The organism is Ruegeria sp. N7, from assembly GCF_056531345.1.
This window is the reverse complement of record NZ_JBQFLR010000020.1, coordinates 39,095-58,005: the sequence shown is the minus strand read 5'-3', so window position 1 is coordinate 58,005 and position 18,911 is coordinate 39,095. Positions and strand designations below refer to the sequence as shown.

Genomic DNA, 18,911 nt, shown 5'->3' with positions numbered 1-18,911 from the left:
TGAAAGGCGGCCTATGACCAATCGAACTATTCTTGTCGTTGGGACCTATGACACCAAAGATGATGAACTGAACTTCATCTCTGACGTGATCCGTGAACAGGGTGGATTGGTGAAAACCATGGACATCAGTGTGCTTGGCGACCCCAGTCACCCCACTGATTACTCCAAGCATCAGGTGGCAGAGGAGGGTGGCCACACAATACAGGAAGCCATTGATGGCGGTGACGAAAACCTTGCGATGCAGATCATGGCCAAAGGTGCAGCCCTGCTGGTTGCACGGCTGCACCATGAGGGCGTGTTCGATGGCGTTTTGGTTTTGGGCGGTTCAATGGGGACCGATCTGGCCCTTGATCTGTGCTGTGCCTTGCCCATTGGTGTACCTAAATACATCGTCTCAACTGTCTCTTTCTCGCCGATGATCCCGCCCGAGCGGCTGCCGGCAGACGTTCAGATGATCCTTTGGGCTGGTGGTCTTTACGGGCTTAACTCGGTCTGCGAAGCCTCTCTCCGTCAAGCCGCTGGCGCGGTTCTGGGGGCCGCACGCGCTGCCCGTCCGATGAAGAAAGACCGCCCTATAATCGGGATGACATCCTTCGGCAAAACAGTCTTGCGCTATATGGTGCACCTGAAGCCCGCCCTTGAGGCGCGCGGGTTTGAACTGGCCGTTTTCCATGCTACGGGCATGGGAGGGCGCGCATTTGAAAGCCTTGCTTCAAAAGGTGAATTCGCCGCCGTTTTGGACTTTGCACCGCAAGAAGTCGGCAACCACATGTTGGGATCAGCCATCAGCGCCGGCGAAGATCGCATGACCAATGCGGGCAAAGCTGGTGTGCCGCAGATTGTTTCGATTGGGTGTTATGATCTAGTCGATTTGGTAGGCTGGCATCCCGTTCCTCCAGCGTTGGCGGATCATGACCTTCATGACCACAACCGACTAATTACTGCGGTCAGCATGAGCGCCGAGCAAAGGCGCGAGATGGCACGCACCATGTGCGCAAAACTTTCTGAAGCAACCGGCCCGACTGTTCTGCTTGTGCCGCTCAGAGGCGGTAACGATTGGGACAGGGCCGGGGCGATTTTGGAAGATGCAGAGGGACTTGCAGGATTCATCGAAGAGCTGAGAAAAAACTGTCCGGAAAACGTAACACTTGTGGAAATTGACAGCCATATCAACGATGTCGAGTTTTCAGACAAGACCCTGGAGATTCTGGATACCTAGCGCTCTGATCATGTGATCTGATTGGGTTGCCCGACTATTCAACGTGAACGTCACGATCTGAACGAGCGCCCCAGCAAAAGCTGCGATATCCGCGCTCGGAGAGAGTTCGTTGTTTTGAAGGGTCGCGGCAAGATTTGCGTGAAACCGCTCTTCAACTTGCTCGACAAAGCTGCGCGCAATGTTACACGCCGCCCCAAACGCTGTTTTAGTCACACCGACAATTGAAAGGACCGCATGACTTTGCCTTGCCCGCCTGCCATTAGACTGGCGATTGCGCCGTCACGAACTTCCAGTTCAACCTGAATCAAACTGGGCGAAGGGGTTTCCATGAACATGCCCTGTTCAATCAGAAACCCGTGCTGACGGCGGTGACCCAGGTCGTGCAGGACACAGGCCAGCGGCCCTGCGGCCATTCCCGTCGCGGCCTCTTCATCAATGGCATATCGGGGGGCGAACATGCGTGCAGTAGCGTCGCGCCCGTCCGAGCATTGGGCCGTTGTGAACACATAATATCCTATCAGGTCCAGACGGTCGCTGATCGTTTTGATCTGCTCGAAATCGGGTTTGATCGAAGCCAGAGTTTCCCTGTCAGCTACTCCGATCACGACAAAACTGTTGCCGGTATTGACCAGAACGGGCGGCATTTCGTGATCCAGATTGCTCGGGGACAACCCCAAAGAGCCCAAAACGTCCTGCAAACTGACACCCTGAGAGGTCCAATCTTCTGGCGTTTCATATCTAGGGGCCAACTGTTCCATAAACGCGGCACCATCCTTGATCAGAATCCGGCGCGGGCCGTCCACAGTTTCTTTTGAGGTTACAGGATCAGGAATACGGCCAAGTGCTTCCAGATGGGAAAAAGCGGCAATGGTCGCATGGCCGCAATGCGCGATCCTGCGGTTCGGGGTGAAGAAGTCCAGTTTGAAACCTTCGGTCGCGGATTGCGAGACAAAAGCGGTTTCGGACAGGCCAACCTGTGACGCGACCTTCAGCATCTGCGCCTCGGTTAACCCGTCGGCATCCAGAACAACCCCAGCAGGGTTGCCCCCTAGCCCGTTGTCCACAAAACCGTGCACGATCTGAACAGTCACGTTTTGGCCGATGGCTTGGCTTACATTCATGGCATTTCTCCCATTTCCTGCGGGCGCTTTTGCCTTAGCGGAGTGATTGTGTCTTCGCCTGAGACATAGTGTGTTTCAATTGTTGGCAGAATGATATTAAGCTTGAATTTATTATTCACTATTTTGGAATAATTACATGGACAAGTTTCGCGCGCTTCTGGTCTTTTCGAAGGTGGCCGACCTGGGTGGCTTTGCTGCTGCTGCGCGCAACCTGAACATGTCGCCACCGGCTGTGACGCGCACCATTTCGGTACTGGAGGGCGAGTTGGGCGTCCGTTTATTCGTAAGAACGACACGATCTGTCATGTTGACCGAAAGCGGGCGCAGATTTCTGGAAGATGCCAAGCGCATTCTCGTTGATCTGGAACAGGCAGAAAACGCTGCGGTCGGGACCTATGCGGAACCTAAAGGATTGCTCAACCTCACTTCGTCTGTGTTGTTTGGCAGATTGTTCATCACACCAATTCTTGCTGATTTTCTGGGGCACTATCCCAAAATCGAGGCGCGAACGCTGTACGTGGACCGGATCGTGAATTTAATAGACGAAGGTGTGGATGTTGGCGTCAGGATAGGTCCGCTTGCGGATTCCAGCCTTATGGCGATGCGTTGCGGTTCTGTCAGACAGGTTGTTTTTGCAGCACCCGAATACCTTGAACAAGCAGGCGAACCCGAAAGCCCGGATGACCTGAACAGACATGTCCTGATCAATTCCCTAGCCCTGTCGCCGTCAGGCCAGTGGCAGTTTGACCACCTGGGCAACCCGAAGCTTGTGCGTGTTCATCCACGGATCAGCATGAATACCAACGATGCTGTAATCGAAATGGCACTTCGCGGTCAGGGTCTGGCCCGGCTTTTGTCCTATCAAGTCGCACCATATCTGGCGGACGGACGGCTAAAGGCAGTGTTATCTGATTTTGAACCGGCTCCTGCACCGGTTCACATCGTGCACCACGAAGGGCGGATGGTGTCCGCAAAGATTCGCGCATTTGTCGATTTTGCCGCAAGCCGCCTGAAACGTGAGGCAGCACTGGAATACTGAAGCGTCGAACTTCGACCTGCCACTCTTACTGCAGCTTGGGGAGGTTTCTGTGTCGGCAGGCGGCCGAGGGCGTCGCACTTTTCCTAAGACGTATATGCAATCGTAGGAACGACTTAGGAATAACAGCGAGAGGAACTGAGGAGTTGGTGTCTGACGCCTAAAAACTCGAACTACTCAAATACAAGCCGGTGAGTTTCGATTGAAAGCTGGAATGGCGAAATCATTCCGGCCGGTGAACGCTATCCCAACAACACAATGCAAACGAAACGAACAAAAGGCACGTATGTCCTTGCTCTGGTGGTTTGAGCTTCATTTGCCCACGCAGGATCACGTCAAATCACCCAGTGGGGCCAAAACTTTCGGTGTGAATATGTTCCGGAGAGATGCCGCGGCGTTCCAGATCGGCCTGGATCTCGGCCATGAAACTGACAGGGCCGCACAGAAAGTAATGCGCGCTGGCATCGTTGATCAGTTGCGCCAGAAGCGCCCCATCGACACGGCCATGCGAGTCATAGTCCATTCCGAACTCATCCTCTGGCGTTGGTTGGCTATAGGCCACATGCGTCGTGATCCCCGGCCGCCTAGAGGCCAGATCGTGAACTTCACCGGCCATTGGATGGTGCTGACCGTCCCGAGCACCGTGGATGAACCAGACAGGGCGGTTGCCGCGCTCGTCTGCGACCTTATTCAGAATGCTCAACATCGGTGTGATACCAACACCTGCGCTGACCAGAACCAATGGGCACCGGTCGCAAGTCATTGTGAAATCACCCGCTGGCCGACGGCTGTTGATGATTGCGCCCAGTTCCAGATGATCGTGCAGAAACTGCGATGCGATCCCTTTTGGCTCACGCTTGACCGTAATCCGATAGCGATGATTGTTCGGTCCGTTACTGAGCGAATAGGTCCGGCGCACCGGTTCGGCGATCCCTGGAATTTCAAGCTCGATTGGCAGGTATTGCCCGGGCTCGAACCCAGCCAAGTGGCCACCGTCGCGAGCTTCGAAAACAAACGAGGCGACATCGACGCTTTCACGGATCTTTTCGATCAGGCGGAGCGATCGGACAGAATCTGCATCCGAAGTCCATCTGAGGCTGACTGCCGCGCGGATTTCCACGACCTCGTCAATCTCCAGTGTCACCAGCCGCCGCGCCCCCGGGAAATTTGTGATCTCATCGCTGGCCCAGTCGATCGAGGCGACGCCGGTCAGTTGCAGCAAGCTGCCGCTTTCGAAATCGACGAACAGAAATCCCGCCCTTGGGTAGAGCAACAGGTTGCCGATAGTGTTGAAGTGGTTATTGCCGGCATAGTCGGGAAACCGCAGCCGCCGGTTGTCCAGAACCTGCACGAAACCACGGTCGCCACCGCGATGGGACGCATCCATCCCGTAAGTCGGGCTTTCGCCCTCTTCGCGATAGCCGCTGGCGATAAAGAAAGTATCGGCTGTTTCGATCCACCGGACCTGATCCGGCGTCAAGTATTGGCCGAGTGTTGTCGGTCCGGGCCTCGAGTCATCAACCCGGTGCCACGCGCGTTCACGGATATACTGCGGGCAGTTGCCAAAGGTCTGGTCAACGTGAAAATCAAAACCGGTCGGAGTGACGCGTCCGGCGCGGCCATTGATACGGTTGCGCCGACGCGTGGCCAGTTCAATACCAAGGATGCCAACATCGCTTTTGGGGTGAAGGGCACCGTGCAATGCATCGCCTTGGGCTGGCAAGGCAGTAATGGAAAGCGTTTTGTTATCTGGTGCAGAGACGAACCCGTCTGGCCCTTCCAATAACGTAACCCAGGGCCGACCTTGCGCATCGCGCGCGGCCATCACAAGAAACGGCAGGGCGGTATGAAAATCCCGATGCTGTTCGGGCATGTGGTCGCGGACAACTTTCCGTGCCCAGTGTTCAATGTCGCGGACACCCAGCCGCGCCTGCGCCATGTGTTCACCCCGATGAAAAGGGGAAGTGCTGCTGTCGCTGGGTTCGATGGAAATCATGGGGTCTCTCCTGGGGCGGCAAAGTTTGGACGCATGCGCCCGGTCCTGACGGCCGGGCGCGCTCTGGTGTCAGGCGGCGAGGCCGACCTTGGTGCTTTGCATGGCCACAAAGCCGGGCAACGCCTCAACCCGGGCCAGCAGGGCGCGGATATTGGGATAATCATCCAGTGAAACGTTTCCCTCAGGCGCATGGGCCGTATAGCTGTAGATCGCGACATCAGCGATGGATGGGCTGGTTCCGACCAGCCAGTCGCGTCCGTTCAAATGCGCCTCAAGCCGGTCAAAGGCGGATTTGGCGATGGCCTTGGCACGTTCTGCATCCAGTTGAGCGCCAAAAACGGTGATCAATCGTGCTGCCGCAGGGCCGTGGGCGATGTCGCCGGCGGCCAGCGACAAGAACTTCTGAACTTCCGCCTCGCGCACCGGATCAGTCGGCAGCCAATCAGGCGCGTATTTCCGCGCAAGGTACACGAGGATAGAGTTGGAGTCGGCGATCGCGATTTCACCGTCCTCAATCACCGGCACCTGCCCGGCAGGGTTCAGGGAAAGAAACGGCTCTTTCTTGTGTTCGCCAGACAGCAGGTCGACATCGATCAGCTCGTGATTGATGCCGCCAAGCTTGGCGAATAGTTCCACCCGGTGTGAATGCCCGGACAAGGGATGACGGTGGATACGGATTGCGTTTGGCATGTCTGTTTCCTTTCGGAGGAGTTTCTTGGGAGCGAGCTGGCGATGTTCGTCAGCGGTCACTGGCTAGAACATGGCAAAACCTTTCTTAGTTATAATCCTGCGTTTTATTCAGTAACTATGAACAAATTGGGTATAATTGACCAAACACCAACCTGACGAAGGAGCGCTGCGTTGGATACAATTGACACGATGCGGGCATTTATGGCGGTTGCTCATGAGGGATCGTTCACTGCCGCGGGGCGGCGGCTGGGCCTGTCTACCAAACTGGTCAGCAAGTATGTTGCCCAGTTGGAGGCCAAGCTATCGACGCAGCTGTTCAACCGGACAACCAGAAGCGTTTCGTTGACGGACGTCGGCATCGCGTACCTTGAACGCTGCCGCCCGATCGTGGAACAAATCGACGAGCTGGAAGACCTTGTTCAGGAGCGGCAATCGGCACTGGCCGGGCCAATCCGATTAACCGCACCAACCGGGTTCGGCAGCATCAACCTGACTCAGGCTTTGGCTTCGTTTCTGCGGGCGCATCCGAAGGTCGATATCGACCTTAAACTGTCGGACTCGCGCGTGGCGCTTGTTGAAGAGGGGTTCGATCTTGCCATACGGATCGGGGTGTTGCGGGATTCGACCCTGATTGCGCGGAAGCTGTCCGATATGCCGCTGATCGTCTGCGCGTCGCCTGATTATCTAGCGGAAAGGGGGCGTCCGGGTGATCCGATGGCACTGGCCACACATAACTGCCTGATTGACGAAAATCCGGCCGACGCAACAGCATGGAGGTTTCGAGCCGGGACAAGGGATATTGTGGTCAAGGTGGCGGGAATGTTTCATGCCAATGCCCCGGCGGCGATTGCCAACATGGCGATCGCCGGGCTGGGTATTGCGCGTTGCCCGCACTATGTGATTGCCCGCAGTCTGGAAGAGGGTACCCTAGAGCACCTGTTTCAGGACTATGAAACGGAAAACTTCGGCCTCTATGCGCTCTATCCACCCAATCGTCACCTGACGACCCGGGTGCGCGCGTTGATTGATTTTCTGGCGCAGCATTTTCGATCAGGCTGACATCCAGCAACTGAAACGGATCCACAGTCCAGCCACAACCGTGGCGGTTGTTCCGCAAATTCTTGAGAACGTTAGGCAGAACTTTCGTTTTGGTGCATGAGATGAAGAGTATTTCCCGCTTTGTCGAAAGCGCGGTAGAGATACATCCACTTTCCATGGACATGCACACGGACCTATATGGCGTCCATGCGCCAAGAATTCAGTGTAGGACGCTTCATCGATTGCGCGCGGTACGATCACCGGTGAAAACCGCTTGACCCACATGTTCTATGTAGCATGGTCCACGCGCAATCCCCGTTCAGCAATGATTTCCTCAAGGCCGCGACAGAAAACTGTCTACCTCAGTAGAAATACACGGCTTACAAAGCCGCACCTTTGGGAAAGTGGCGGCTTTTCAAGAAGATCACATAGAAACCTATTCGCAGCGGCTTCGAAGGCAAAGAGAAACCGAATACAGACTTTCACCAACCTCGCTCGAAAGCTTGACACCCCCGTCGCTGTTAGTCTGCCTTGGCGGGCAATATCCGGCGCCGCCAGACGCAGGCACCGGGCAGCGATGATGTCGCGCGGTCTACATCAGATCGTTTTCCACGTCTTCCGCAGATATCCCCAGTGCGTCCAGACCATTCTCAAGGTGGTCAGACATGTGCGGTGTTCCGATCAGGTAGTCTGCACAAGGGGTCGAAGCCTCGGACTTGGCGGTGGCGATGGCCTCGGCCAGATCTTCCGCAAAAAAGCTCTCGCGCCCGATCCACATGATGGCGACCAGTTCGGCCTGCTCGTCTTCGCTCATGCGGTCGATGAACGCCCGCAATTCGCCCTCGGCCCGGTTCAGCTCGCGGCCCATCATGGCGACCTGGGCGACTTTTCTTGCCGAGATTTCCAACATCTCTTCGACTCCTCGTGTTCGCGGTTGTTACGCCATCACAACCACTGGCAGGCGCCTGCGTCTTTGATCTTGAACAAACAGGCTGGTCACTGCCCCACACGCGATACTGGATGATCAGGCACAGGTTCCTTGCGAAACGGACGGAAGGCAGCTTTTTTCAGCCACAACCTGAAGGCCTGCCATAAGATCAGCGCAAAAGTGCGCCGCGAACCGAATGGGCGACGCAGAAAAGACCAAAGGATCACCCGGCTGGTCAATGGCTGGCGCGGTCCGGTCAGTGTCGCGATCAACCCGCCACCCGCGCGCGTGTAGTCGATCCACACACCAACCCGATCCGGGCTGTAGTCGAAGCGGAACGTATAGCTGCCTTCAATCTTCTGGAAGGGCGAGACATGCATCACCTTTTCGGCCGCCAATCGGTCGGTTGGTTCGATGGTTGAAAAATCCGGCTTATGGCACAGATAACTGTGGCGCGTTCCAAAGGTGTTCGTCACCTCGGCCACCACGGCGTAAAGCTGATCATCGCGGTCAAAGCAAAACCAAAAACTGACGGGATTAAAAACGTGGCCCAGCACCCTTGGCTGGGTCAGCAGCATGACCTGCGCGGGTTGCGGAATGTCCATCTCGGCAAATCGCGCGCGCAGCCAGGCGGCACCATGGCCTTGACCTGGCTCTCCTCCGTGATCGCGGGTTCGCCAGTTGGTGACATTTGTCCGGTCCATTGAAAACAGAAAAGGCGTGGTTAACCGGGCTTCGGGATCAAACAGGATGTAATCGACAGAATACCGGAAGGCGTTGTCGATTGCCCCCTTGCGGCCGTGATAGGTGTGGCCTGCAACATGATCTATCGTTTTTGCCATCCGATGCCTTCTGGTCCTTGCATAACCGCCAGAGCAGTCGCGATTTCTTTTTTGCCGCTGGTGTTCATATTACGAGACTTGGCCGGGAGCGGATCAAAATGTTCCGATAAAGTGATCCGGCTTGGGACATGCGCCGTAATATGGTTATGTTTACCGAGACCAATACAGCGACCTTGGACGGACCAGCGGTTGAAACACCCGCCCCTCAACCTTGGCGCGTCCACAAACGCATCAAGGGTAGGCGGGTGAACGAAATCAACAGCAAGCGCGAGACCAGGGCCGAATGGGTGGACCACGTCAGACGCATCCGGGATGCGCAGGATCAGGCGGCATTTGCCGAGCTGTTCCAGCACTTCGCGCCACGTATCAAGGCGTTCCTGATGAAGTCAGGGGCTGATGCCACCATGGCAGAAGAATGCGCGCAAGAAGTGATGGCGACCTTGTGGCACAAGGCCCACCTGTTCGACCCGACGCGTGCCACCGTAGCCACATGGGTGTTCACCATCGCTCGAAACAAGCGCATTGACGTGCTGCGCAAGCAACGCCGCCCTGAACCCGAAGATCTGGGTTGGGGGCCCGAGGCTGAGCCCGATCAGGATGACGTCATCGCGCTGCAACAGGAAACCGCGCAACTGCGCACCGCCTTGAAGGCGTTGCCGGATGCACAGCGGGACCTGATCGAGAAGGCATATTTCGGCGACCTGAGTCACCGGGAAATCGCATCGCAGACCGGGTTGCCGCTGGGAACGATCAAATCACGCATACGGCTGGCGCTGGACCGCTTGCGCCACGCGATGAACTGAGATGAGTAAGATGAGCAAGTTGATCAAACATCACCTGACGGATGACCTGCTGATGGCCTATGCCGCAGGCGGTCTGCCCGAAGCCTTCGATCTGATGGTCGCCACGCATCTGTCCCTGTGCGACCACTGCCGCGCGCGCGCTGAAAGTTATGACGCCGTTGGCGGACAAGTTCTGGACGAGCAGAGTGAGGGTGCCAGCATGAGTGAAACTTCCCTGGCGGCCACGATGGCTTTGATCGCCCAAGGTGCTCCGGCGCCCAAGCCCGTTCGCCCGGGATGTGCAGTTCTGCCAGCCCCGTTGCAGGATTACGTGGGCGGGACAGTCAAGGACATCCGCTGGCGGTCGATTGGCATGGGTGTCAAACAGGCGATCCTGCCGACCACCAAAGACGCCACCGCCCGCTTGCTGTTCATTCCGGCCGGTGCTGCCGTGCCGGATCACGGCCACAACGGCATGGAGCTGACAATGGTTCTGCAAGGGGCTTTCTCGGACGAGGTTGACCATTTTGCCCGTGGCGATGTTGAAATCGCCGACGAGGATCTGGAACACACACCTGTCGCGGATATCTCGGAAGACTGCATATGCCTGGCGGTTACGGACGCGCCGCTGAAATTCAACAAGCTGATGCCGCGCCTGTTCCAGCCCTTTCTGCGTATCTGAACCCTTGCAGGCGCTGGCCCATCAGAACCGGCCCGGTGCCGGTTCAGTTCTTCAACAGGATGTTCAGCCTTCGTGACGTGCCAGCGGCACAACCTCTGTTTCAGTATCGGGCGCGATTTCTTCGAAGTCGAAATTATCCAGCCGCTGCGCCCGGCGGCCAGCCTTTTCGGCACTGATCTTGATTTCCGAGATATCCTTGGCCGCCTGCCCGAAGTGACGGTCGAGGTTTGAAACGCGGTCGCCCAGACGGTCCACGTCCTTGTGCAGCAATCCCAGTTCTTTGCGGATCGCACCGGCCTGTTCACGCATGCGCGCATCTTTCAGGATCGCCCGCATCGTGTTCAGCGTGGCCATACAGGTGGTGGGCGAGACGATCCAGACCCTTGCGGCAAACCCTTCGCGCACCACATCGGGCAGGCGGGCGTGCAGCTCGGCATAGATCGCTTCGGACGGGACGAACATCAGGGCACCGTCAGCGGTTTCCCCGTCGAGGATGTATTTCTCGGAAATCGCCTTGATATGCACTTTCACGGCAGCGCCAAAAGCCCGCAGGCATCTTTCAACATCCGCCTTGGTCTGCGCGGCGGCAAGTGCCTCGAAATCCTCAAGCGGGAATTTCGCGTCAATCACGATCGGGCCGGGCGGGTTCGGCAGATGCACCAGGCAATCCGCGCGCCTGCCGTTCGACAAGGTGGCTTGCAGCGAATAGCTGTCCGCGGGCAGCGCCTTGGACACGATATCGTTCAGCTGAATCTCACCAAACATCCCGCGCCGCTGCTTGTTCGACAGGATATCCTGAAGGCTGAGAACATCGCCCGACAGTTTCGTGATATTGTCCTGCGCCTTGTCGATGGCGGCCAGACGTTCCTGCAGCTGCGTCAGTGATGTCGCCGTCTGTTTTGACGAACCGTGCAGGGTTTCCTTCATCCGTTCCTGCATCTCGGCCAGCGCGCGAGCCGATTTCATCGCGTTATCCGCCAGCCGGTCATTCATCTGCTGCTGAACCGAGGACAAGCGTGCCTCGACCGTCTGGATCACCTGCACCTGCGCGTTGGCCTGTGTGTCCGAAACATGCTGCAAGCCGCCGCGCAACTGTTCCTGCCCCTGCCCCAACTGCTGCACATGCTGACCCAGAAGCGCCATCTGCCGCGCCAGCGGTTCCGCCATCCGGGCCGAGCGATTGGCGGCACGCAACGACAGGAACAGCAGCAGCAGGATCAGCGCGACTGTTCCGCCCGCAACCAGAATCACGGGATCATTCAGCGCTATTTCAATACCTGCAATCTGGATCATGGGGTTCAGTATGTTCTCGTTTTGTTTCTGTCTTCTTAAGGCCTGTTTGACACCAAATCAACTGCGCCCGAACAGGCGTTCGATATCGCTTAGCTTCAGTTCCACATATGTGGGTCGCCCGTGATTGCACTGGCCGGAATGCGGCGTCGCCTCCATCTCGCGCAGCAGGGCGTTCATTTCCTCGGCCCGCATCCGGCGGCCGGACCGGACCGAGCCGTGGCAGGCAACCCGGCTGAGGATCGCCTCGATCCTTGCCTGCACCATCTGTGTTTCGCCCTGATCGGCCAGTTCGTCGAGGATATCCAGGATCATCGCGCGCGCATCGACCTCGCCCAGAATGGCCGGGGTTTCGCGCACGGCAATTGCGCCTCCGCCAAAGGGTTCGATGGTCAGCCCCAAACGGGACAGATCATCACAGACCGCCATCAGACGGGCGCAGTCGCCTTCGGACAACTCAACAATCTCAGGGATCAAAAGTGCCTGCGCCGCGACGCCTGTCTCGGCCATCTGTGTTTTCAGCTTTTCATAGACCAGCCGTTCATGCGCGGCGTGCTGATCAACGATCACCATTCCATCGGCAGTCTGGGCGATGATGTAGTTTTCATGCACCTGCCCGCGCGCAGCGCCCAGCGGAAGGTTTTGCGCATCAGGCTCCTGACCCTGTGATACGGGTGCAACCGGGGTCGGATCGACAATGCTGCCGCTGTAATCATGCGCCAGTTCCGCAAAACCCGGAGCCTGCGCCCGGTACGCGGCCTGGCGCGCTGCGGGCGACGGGCGATCCATCTGATAGACCCGCGCTGGTGCAGACTGCGCAGGCTCCGGTCTCATTGCACCCAGGGTCGCATTGGCCACGGTCGATGACGCACGATGCCCTGCCTCGGCCAAAGCGTGGCGCAGGCTGGACACGATAAGCCCGCGCGCAACGCCGGGATCGCGGAACCGGACCTCGGACTTGGCAGGGTGAACGTTCACGTCAACCAATGTCGGGTCGCAGTCGATGAACAATGCCGCGGCCGGGTGACGGTCCCGGCTGAGGAAATCGAAATAGGCCGCCCGCAAAGCGCCGGTCAGCATCTTGTCGCGCACGGGACGCCCGTTGACGAAAAGGTACTGCGCCACCGCAGCGCCACGGGAATAGGTCGGCAGGGCCGCATAACCAAAAAGCCTGAGACCGTCGCGCGTGGCATCGATCCGCAGCGCATTCTCGGCAAACTCGCGCCCTATCACACGGGCAAGACGGGCGTGCAGGGCATCAAACAGGTCGCCATTCTCGCGATCCGCGCGGAAGATAACACGGCCTTCGCCACCGCCCGAGACATCGCGCAGGGTAAATGTGACGGATGGTTCGGCCATCGCCAGCCGTTTCACCATGTCCGTGATCGCCTGCGCCTCGGCCCGGTCGGTGCGCATGAATTTCAGCCGTGCGGGGGTGGCGAAAAACAGATCGCGCAGCTCGACCACCGTGCCCGCGCGCAGGGCGGCAGGCTTGACCGAACCCATCTTGCCACCCGCAACATGGATCTGCGCCGCGTCCGCACCGGGCACGCGACTGGTTATGGTCAGGCGTCCGACAGCCCCCAACGAGGGCAAAGCTTCGCCTCGAAACCCGAAGGTGTGGATATTCAGCAGGTCCGATCCGTCGATCTTTGATGTGGCATGGCGCGACAGGGCAAGCGGCAAATCTTGGGCCGGGATACCGCAGCCATCGTCGGTCACGCGGATCAGTGTCTTTCCCCCGTCGGCGATTTCGACGGCTACACGCGCGGCCCCGGCATCAAGTGCATTCTCGACCAGTTCCTTGACCGCCGAGGCCGGGCGTTCCACCACTTCACCCGCCGCAATACGGTTGATGGCAGCATCGTCAAGCTGTCTGATCACGGGGCGATTTTCGCTGATATTGGGGTTTGTTTGCGCCATACCCCTAGACCTAGCACAACCGCGCACGATTCTGCCACCGGTTTGAGCATGTCTTCTGATCGGAAAGTGGCGCCCGGATGGCCGTGAATGAATCCCCATTCCGTACCATCCGGGCGTACCAAAGTGAGTGGTGTGTTCAGCTAATCAATGGGCAGCCCTCTAGCACGAGACTTCCCAAAAATCTGCTTAAGATTAACCTTAACGGCATCTGGGCAGAGTTTGGCCGATGACGCATAGGCATCTGCGGCAGGAAAATGCCGTCTCAGGCTGACGTCTGAACACCAACGCGTGTGCGGCATGGGCCAAACATGGCCGCCAGCGCCAGGATCAGCCCGGACATTGTTGCGATCATCCCTGCCGCACTGACCGCATCCGCTGCACCCAGCCACAGGGGCCCGTAGCCTGCTATCACATACCCCGTCACGGCGGAGGTTATAGCGATCACGACACTCCAGCCAATCTGTGCCTCAAGCCGGTTGGTCAGCATCCGCGCAGCTGCCGGAGGGCAGATAAACATCGCGATCACGATGATCGAGCCCACAGCGTCAAAAGCGGCAACCGCCGCGATAGCCGCAGTGATGACGAGCGCCATGCCCAGAAGTCCCGTGCGAATACCGATCGTGCGGGCGAAACCTTCGTCAAAGGTGGATATTTTCAGCGGCCGCCAGAACAGCCATGTAAACAGCATCACACCCACCAGTGTCAGCGCAATACGGGGCAGTTCCGGGGGCAATCCGGCAAGGGCATGAGCGTCCAGCAACGAGGACCACCCGGTCGCGTCCAGCCAGATCAGGCTTTCGAGATTGCCGTAAAGCGCATGTTCCACATCCAGATGCACGGTTGACGTATCCGTCTGCTCAAGCAGCAGAACGCCTGCTGCGAACATGGTGGTAAAGACCACGCCCATGGCGGCCCCGGGTTCGATCTGCCCCAGTCGGCGAATGGCCTCGATCAGGACAACAGCCAGAACCGCGGCCCCAGCCGCACCCAACATCATCGGCCAGGTGGATATGGCACCTGTCAGCAGAAACGCAACAACGATACCCGGCAGCACTACATGGCTGATCGCATCGCCGATCAGCGCCTGTTTTCGCAACACAAGAAAGTTGCCGGGCAAGGCACAGGCGATGGCCGCAAATGTTCCGATCAGCAGCGGCGTCAGAGACAGCGGAACGAATTCTTCACCACTCATGCCGGTATCCCCTGCGGTCCGCCAATCTGGCGGTCGATCTCATCAATCTGGTCGCGTGTCAGAACGGTCTCGATATCACGCAACCCGTCATAGAGCGCAGCTGTCGCCTCGTGCGCCTGATCGGCGCGCACGATTTCCCATCGCTTTTCATCCCGCAGGGCCTTGGCCGCGCGGGCCTTGCCGGTGTCCGTCGCCACGCCATCCGCCCGGACCAGCCCGGCACGCCGCAGCAAACGCAGGGTCAGGGGTTCATAGATCTTCTGCCCTTGTGCCAGCGCCAGAAGTCCCTGACGAATATGCACCCGGCGCTGAAACCGCAGATGCCGCAGCACCGCCGCCAGAACGCCACGCATCGGGGCGAAGAAGAGGGAGGCGAGGAAAAAGGCAAAGCTGACCAGTACGATGATCGGGCCGGTTGGAAGATTGGGCGCAGATGCGGATATGGCAGCGCCGATAAATCCGGCTAGTCCACCTGCCAACCCGGCCAGCAGAACAACGCGTTCCGAGCGGTCAGACCAGAACCGGGCGGTCACCGCCGGAATGATCAGCAACGCCACGATCAGGATCAGGCCGACGATTTTCAGACCGACCACGGTCACGGCCATGACCAGCCCCATCATGGCCAGGTCGATACGATGCACTGGCAACCCGCGCGCCGCTGCGTATTCGGGATCGAATGCGACAAGGGTCATCGGACGGCGGATGATCAGCACCAGCGCCAACGTCAAGGCGCCACCAAGTGCGATGATCACCGCATCGGCCCACAGCATTCCGGCGGTTGAACCCAACAGGAAACCTTCCAGCCCGGCCTGACGGCCAACCCCCATGGTCTGGATGACCGTCAGCAGCACGATCCCAAAGCCGAAGAACACGGACAGAACCGCACCGATCGCGGCGTCCTCGGCCAGGCGGGTGCGCCGTGTCAGCCAATTCATGCACAACAGACCAACCCAGGCGGAAATAGCGGACCCCACCAAAAGGCCCGGCAGGTTGCGCCCGTCCCCGCCCAGCGCGACCAGCACCATGAAAGCGATACAGACGCCCGGCAGGGTTGCATGGCTGATTGCGTCGCTGACAAGGGCGCGCTTGCGCAGAAACAGGAATGTCCCCGTCACGCCCGCCGACACGCCCAGCAATGTTGCACCGATGGCAACCAGCGTGGCGTTATAGCCAAGCTGAAGGGTCAGAGCATCCCAAAGCATGAACTATCCCAGCGCGCGTGAAATCTGATCGATCTGCGCCGTTGCCAACCTGCCACCATAGGCCGATTGCAGCGATTCCGCCGTGAACGCCTCGGCCACCGGCCCCTCGGCCACCTTGCGGGTATTGATCAGGAAAACGTGGTCGAAATAGTCGGTCACGGTGGCCAAATCGTGATGCACCACAACGACTGTCTTACCGGCCTCTTTCAGGGATTTCAGCACCGCGATGATGGCTTTTTCGGTGGCGGCGTCGACACCGGCAAACGGCTCGTCCAGCAGGTACAGATCAGCATCCTGAGCCAGAGCACGCGCCAGAAACACACGCTGTTGCTGGCCACCGGACAGCTGGCCAATCTGGCGATCCGCGAAATCGCGCATACCCACACGGTTCAGGCAATCCATCGCACGGGCCTTGTGGCGCGCGCGCAAGCGGCCCAACAGGCCCAGTTCACGAGACAGACCCATCAGAACCACGTCGATCACCCGTGTCGGGAAATCCCAGTCCACACTGGCACGCTGGGGAACATAGGCAACACGCGGGCGCTGCGAATTCAGCGGCTGACCAAATACGGTCACCTGCCCCGACAATGGCGTAACGATGCCCAGCGCCGCCTTGAGCAGCGTTGATTTTCCAGCGCCGTTTGGCCCGATAATGGCGGTCATCGCGCCAGGCGTAACCGTCATATCAACCGAAAAGACCGCAGGTTTTTGCCCGTAGGAAACCGTCAGGCCCCGAACAGCCAGAGGGCTGTTATCCAGGTTTTGTTCCTGGACCGTCACACCTTCGTTGCTGATCAGCCCCAGCATCTCTCAGAACCCCGCTGACAGTTTGCCGTTCATGCCGCGATCGGGAACTTCTCCGCCCAATGCGCCTGCGATGACGGTGATATTGTGATCCAGCATCCCGATATAAGTGCCTTCATAGGTGCCGTCCTCGCCCATGGCGTCCGAGAACAACTCGCCCCCGACCTTCACTTCGTGCCCTTTGGCTGCGGCCCCTTCGATCAGCGCGCGGATCGACCTGTCAGAAACCGAGCTTTCGACGAAGACCGCCGTGATCCGGCGATCAACCAACAGGTCAACCAGCTCTCCGATCCGGTTCAGGCCCGCCTCGGATTGGGTCGAGATGCCCTGAATGCCCAGAACCTCGAACCCGAAACTTTCACCGAAATAGCCAAAGGCGTCGTGGGCTGTGACCAGAACCTTGTTGTGGTCCGGTACCGAAGACAGGGTTTTCTCGGCATAGGCCGTCAGACGGTCTATGTCGGCCAGATGGGCTTGTGCATTCGCGGCAAAAATCTCGGCGGCTTCGGGGCGTGCCTCCGTCAGCGCGCGCTGTACTTCCAGAACAACCTCGCGCCACAGCGCGGGTGTCATCCAGACATGCGGATCATACTTGTCGGCATAATCATCATGCGCACGCAGCATGGACTGATCTACGCCTTCTGCAACCGCAATGACGGTCCGTTTCCGCACGAGGTCATGAAAAAAGTCTTCCATTTGCGCTTCGAGATACAGGCCGTGCCACAGAACCAGGTCTGCCCGTGTCATCGCAACAATATCGCTGCGCGTCTGGCGATAGGCATGGGGATCAACGCCGGGGCCCATAAGCCCTCTGACCTCAACCAGATCACCGCCGACCTGACGGGCCGCATCTGCAATCATGCCCGTCGTGGCCACCACTTTCAGCGGTGCCCCGGCAAAAGCCATGGCTGGCACCGAAAGGGCCAGAGCCAAAAATGCAAGGCAATGCTGACGAATCATTTCCAACCTCGATTTAGATACGTGTTGGATCAAATATGAGAACCATTCGCAACTAAGTCAACGCTAATGAGAATTATTCGCAAGAAAACCTCAATTATTTGTCCAAATGGTCAAAAATATTCGATCATTGCGCTGGAACACCTTCCATTCCCGGGCCACCCGTGCGATTTTGTCGCAAACCTCCCAAAGGACGTAACCATGGATACGCAGAGCTCAGAAAGCCCCGTGCGCACCGCGCATCTGCCGCAAGTGACCGAACCCCGGAACCCCGGAATGGAACTGGATCTGGACTGGGTGCGCGCCGTTCAGGCCAATACTTCCGCGATTGAACGCCGTGCGGCCACATTGCCGGGCCGCCGTTCGGTCAAGAAGGAATATCAGGCTGCGTGGCTGCTGAAAGCCATCACGATGATCGACCTAACCACGCTGTCGGGCGATGATACGGTGGGCCGTGTGCGCCGCCTGTGTGCAAAGGCCCGTCAGCCGGTTGCGCCTTCGGTTCTTCAGGCGCTGGACATGCCGCCGATCACAACCGGGGCGGTTTGTGTCTATCACGACATGATCGAAACCGCCGTAGACGCTCTGAAAGGCACTGGCATTCCGGTCGCTGCCGTGTCCACCGGCTTTCCCGCAGGCCTGTCCCCGTTCCATCTGCGCGTGGCTGAGATCGAGGAAAGCGTGAAGGCCGGGGCCGAGGAAATCGACATCGTAATCTCGCGCCGTCACGTGCTGTCGGGGGACTGGCAGGCCCTGTATGATGAGATGAAGGCGTTCCGCGTGGCTTGTGGCGATGCCCATGTCAAAGCCATTCTTGCGACCGGAGAATTGGGTAGCCTGCGCAATGTCGCGCGCGCCTCGCTGGTGTGCATGATGGCCGGGGCGGATTTCATCAAGACCTCGACCGGCAAGGAAAGCGTCAACGCCACCCTGCCCGTGTCGTTGGTGATGATCCGCGCGATCCGCGACTATTATGACCGCACCGGATATCGGGTCGGCTACAAGCCTGCGGGTGGTATTTCGAAAGCCAAGGACGCGCTGGTTTATCTGTCGCTGATCAAGGACGAGCTGGGTGATCGCTGGCTGGAACCGGATCTGTTCCGCTTTGGCGCCTCATCGTTGCTGGGCGATATCGAGCGGCAGTTGGAACACTATGTCACCGGGGCTTACTCGGCTGGTTACAGACACTCGATGGGCTGAGCCCGTGGG

At 58.4% G+C, this 18,911-nt stretch carries 17 protein-coding genes; 6 read left to right on the top strand and 11 right to left on the bottom strand.

All coding sequences use genetic code 11. From position 1 onward, the window contains the following. The first annotated feature begins 13 nt into the window (after positions 1–13). The gene (locus ACR0ES_RS17735; RefSeq protein ID WP_480871431.1) at positions 14–1,219 is read left to right on the top strand and encodes a Tm-1-like ATP-binding domain-containing protein; all 1,206 of its coding nucleotides are present in this window, start codon (positions 14–16) and stop codon (positions 1,217–1,219) included. Positions 1,220–1,428: 209 nt separating this feature from the next. Here ACR0ES_RS17735 and ACR0ES_RS17730 read toward each other — a convergent pair whose 3' ends face one another. Beyond that, the gene (locus ACR0ES_RS17730; RefSeq protein ID WP_480482885.1) at positions 1,429–2,340 is read right to left on the bottom strand and encodes a PhzF family phenazine biosynthesis protein; all 912 of its coding nucleotides are present in this window, start codon (positions 2,338–2,340) and stop codon (positions 1,429–1,431) included. Between the two features lie 136 nt (positions 2,341–2,476). Here ACR0ES_RS17730 and ACR0ES_RS17725 point away from each other — a divergent pair, with 136 nt between their 5' ends. After that, on the top strand, positions 2,477–3,379 hold the full coding sequence (locus tag ACR0ES_RS17725) for a LysR family transcriptional regulator (RefSeq protein ID WP_480871430.1): 903 nt from the start codon (positions 2,477–2,479) through the stop codon (positions 3,377–3,379). A gap of 337 nt (positions 3,380–3,716) precedes the next feature. Here ACR0ES_RS17725 and ACR0ES_RS17720 read toward each other — a convergent pair whose 3' ends face one another. Then, positions 3,717–5,372, bottom strand: a complete 1,656-nt coding sequence (locus ACR0ES_RS17720; protein WP_480871429.1) for an FAD-binding oxidoreductase — start codon at positions 5,370–5,372, stop codon at positions 3,717–3,719. Between the two features lie 69 nt (positions 5,373–5,441). Beyond that, a complete protein-coding gene (locus tag ACR0ES_RS17715) occupies positions 5,442–6,062 on the bottom strand; it encodes a glutathione S-transferase family protein (RefSeq protein ID WP_480774255.1) in 621 nt (206 codons plus the stop codon). Positions 6,063–6,233: 171 nt separating this feature from the next. Between ACR0ES_RS17715 and ACR0ES_RS17710 the strand changes: the two genes are divergently transcribed. Further along, positions 6,234–7,121 (top strand): LysR family transcriptional regulator, encoded by an 888-nt coding sequence (locus ACR0ES_RS17710; protein ID WP_480774256.1) that lies wholly within the window; start codon positions 6,234–6,236, stop codon positions 7,119–7,121. Positions 7,122–7,692: 571 nt separating this feature from the next. Here ACR0ES_RS17710 and ACR0ES_RS17705 read toward each other — a convergent pair. Beyond that, entirely contained in the window at positions 7,693–8,010 is a 318-nt protein-coding gene (locus ACR0ES_RS17705) for a DUF3775 domain-containing protein (RefSeq protein WP_209505065.1), read from the bottom strand. Between the two features lie 86 nt (positions 8,011–8,096). Further along, positions 8,097–8,870 carry a DUF1365 domain-containing protein gene (locus tag ACR0ES_RS17700; protein WP_209505066.1) on the bottom strand — a complete coding sequence of 258 codons (774 nt, stop codon included), beginning with the start codon at positions 8,868–8,870 and terminating at the stop codon, positions 8,097–8,099. 146 nt (positions 8,871–9,016) lie between these two features. On the opposite strand from ACR0ES_RS17700, the gene ACR0ES_RS17695 reads away from it, so the two are divergent. Further along, the gene (locus tag ACR0ES_RS17695; RefSeq protein WP_209598534.1) at positions 9,017–9,673 is read left to right on the top strand and encodes a sigma-70 family RNA polymerase sigma factor; all 657 of its coding nucleotides are present in this window, start codon (positions 9,017–9,019) and stop codon (positions 9,671–9,673) included. A gap of 10 nt (positions 9,674–9,683) precedes the next feature. Next, entirely contained in the window at positions 9,684–10,334 is a 651-nt protein-coding gene (locus ACR0ES_RS17690) for a ChrR family anti-sigma-E factor (protein ID WP_209505067.1), read from the top strand. Between the two features lie 63 nt (positions 10,335–10,397). Here ACR0ES_RS17690 and ACR0ES_RS17685 read toward each other — a convergent pair whose 3' ends face one another. The 6 genes from ACR0ES_RS17685 to ACR0ES_RS17660 all read right to left on the bottom strand — a co-directional run bounded on the left by ACR0ES_RS17685 (position 10,398) and on the right by ACR0ES_RS17660 (position 17,705). Continuing rightward, positions 10,398–11,627 carry a DNA recombination protein RmuC gene (locus tag ACR0ES_RS17685; RefSeq protein ID WP_480774258.1) on the bottom strand — a complete coding sequence of 410 codons (1,230 nt, stop codon included), beginning with the start codon at positions 11,625–11,627 and terminating at the stop codon, positions 10,398–10,400. A 57-nt stretch (positions 11,628–11,684) separates the two neighbouring features. Then, positions 11,685–13,547, bottom strand: a complete 1,863-nt coding sequence (mutL, locus tag ACR0ES_RS17680; RefSeq protein WP_480774259.1) for a DNA mismatch repair endonuclease MutL — start codon at positions 13,545–13,547, stop codon at positions 11,685–11,687. 262 nt (positions 13,548–13,809) lie between these two features. Further along, the gene (locus ACR0ES_RS17675; RefSeq protein WP_480833346.1) at positions 13,810–14,739 is read right to left on the bottom strand and encodes a metal ABC transporter permease; all 930 of its coding nucleotides are present in this window, start codon (positions 14,737–14,739) and stop codon (positions 13,810–13,812) included. Beyond that, positions 14,736–15,941 carry a metal ABC transporter permease gene (locus ACR0ES_RS17670; RefSeq protein ID WP_480833345.1) on the bottom strand — a complete coding sequence of 402 codons (1,206 nt, stop codon included), beginning with the start codon at positions 15,939–15,941 and terminating at the stop codon, positions 14,736–14,738. Before ACR0ES_RS17670 ends, ACR0ES_RS17675 begins: the two co-directional genes overlap by 4 nt. 3 nt (positions 15,942–15,944) lie before the next feature. Beyond that, positions 15,945–16,748, bottom strand: a complete 804-nt coding sequence (locus ACR0ES_RS17665) for a metal ABC transporter ATP-binding protein (protein ID WP_480871428.1) — start codon at positions 16,746–16,748, stop codon at positions 15,945–15,947. A gap of 3 nt (positions 16,749–16,751) precedes the next feature. Continuing rightward, positions 16,752–17,705 (bottom strand): metal ABC transporter solute-binding protein, Zn/Mn family, encoded by a 954-nt coding sequence (locus ACR0ES_RS17660; RefSeq protein ID WP_480871427.1) that lies wholly within the window; start codon positions 17,703–17,705, stop codon positions 16,752–16,754. A 198-nt stretch (positions 17,706–17,903) separates the two neighbouring features. On the opposite strand from ACR0ES_RS17660, the gene deoC reads away from it, so the two are divergent. Next, positions 17,904–18,902 (top strand): deoxyribose-phosphate aldolase, encoded by a 999-nt coding sequence (gene deoC / locus ACR0ES_RS17655; protein ID WP_480474226.1) that lies wholly within the window; start codon positions 17,904–17,906, stop codon positions 18,900–18,902. Positions 18,903–18,911 lie beyond the last annotated feature (9 nt).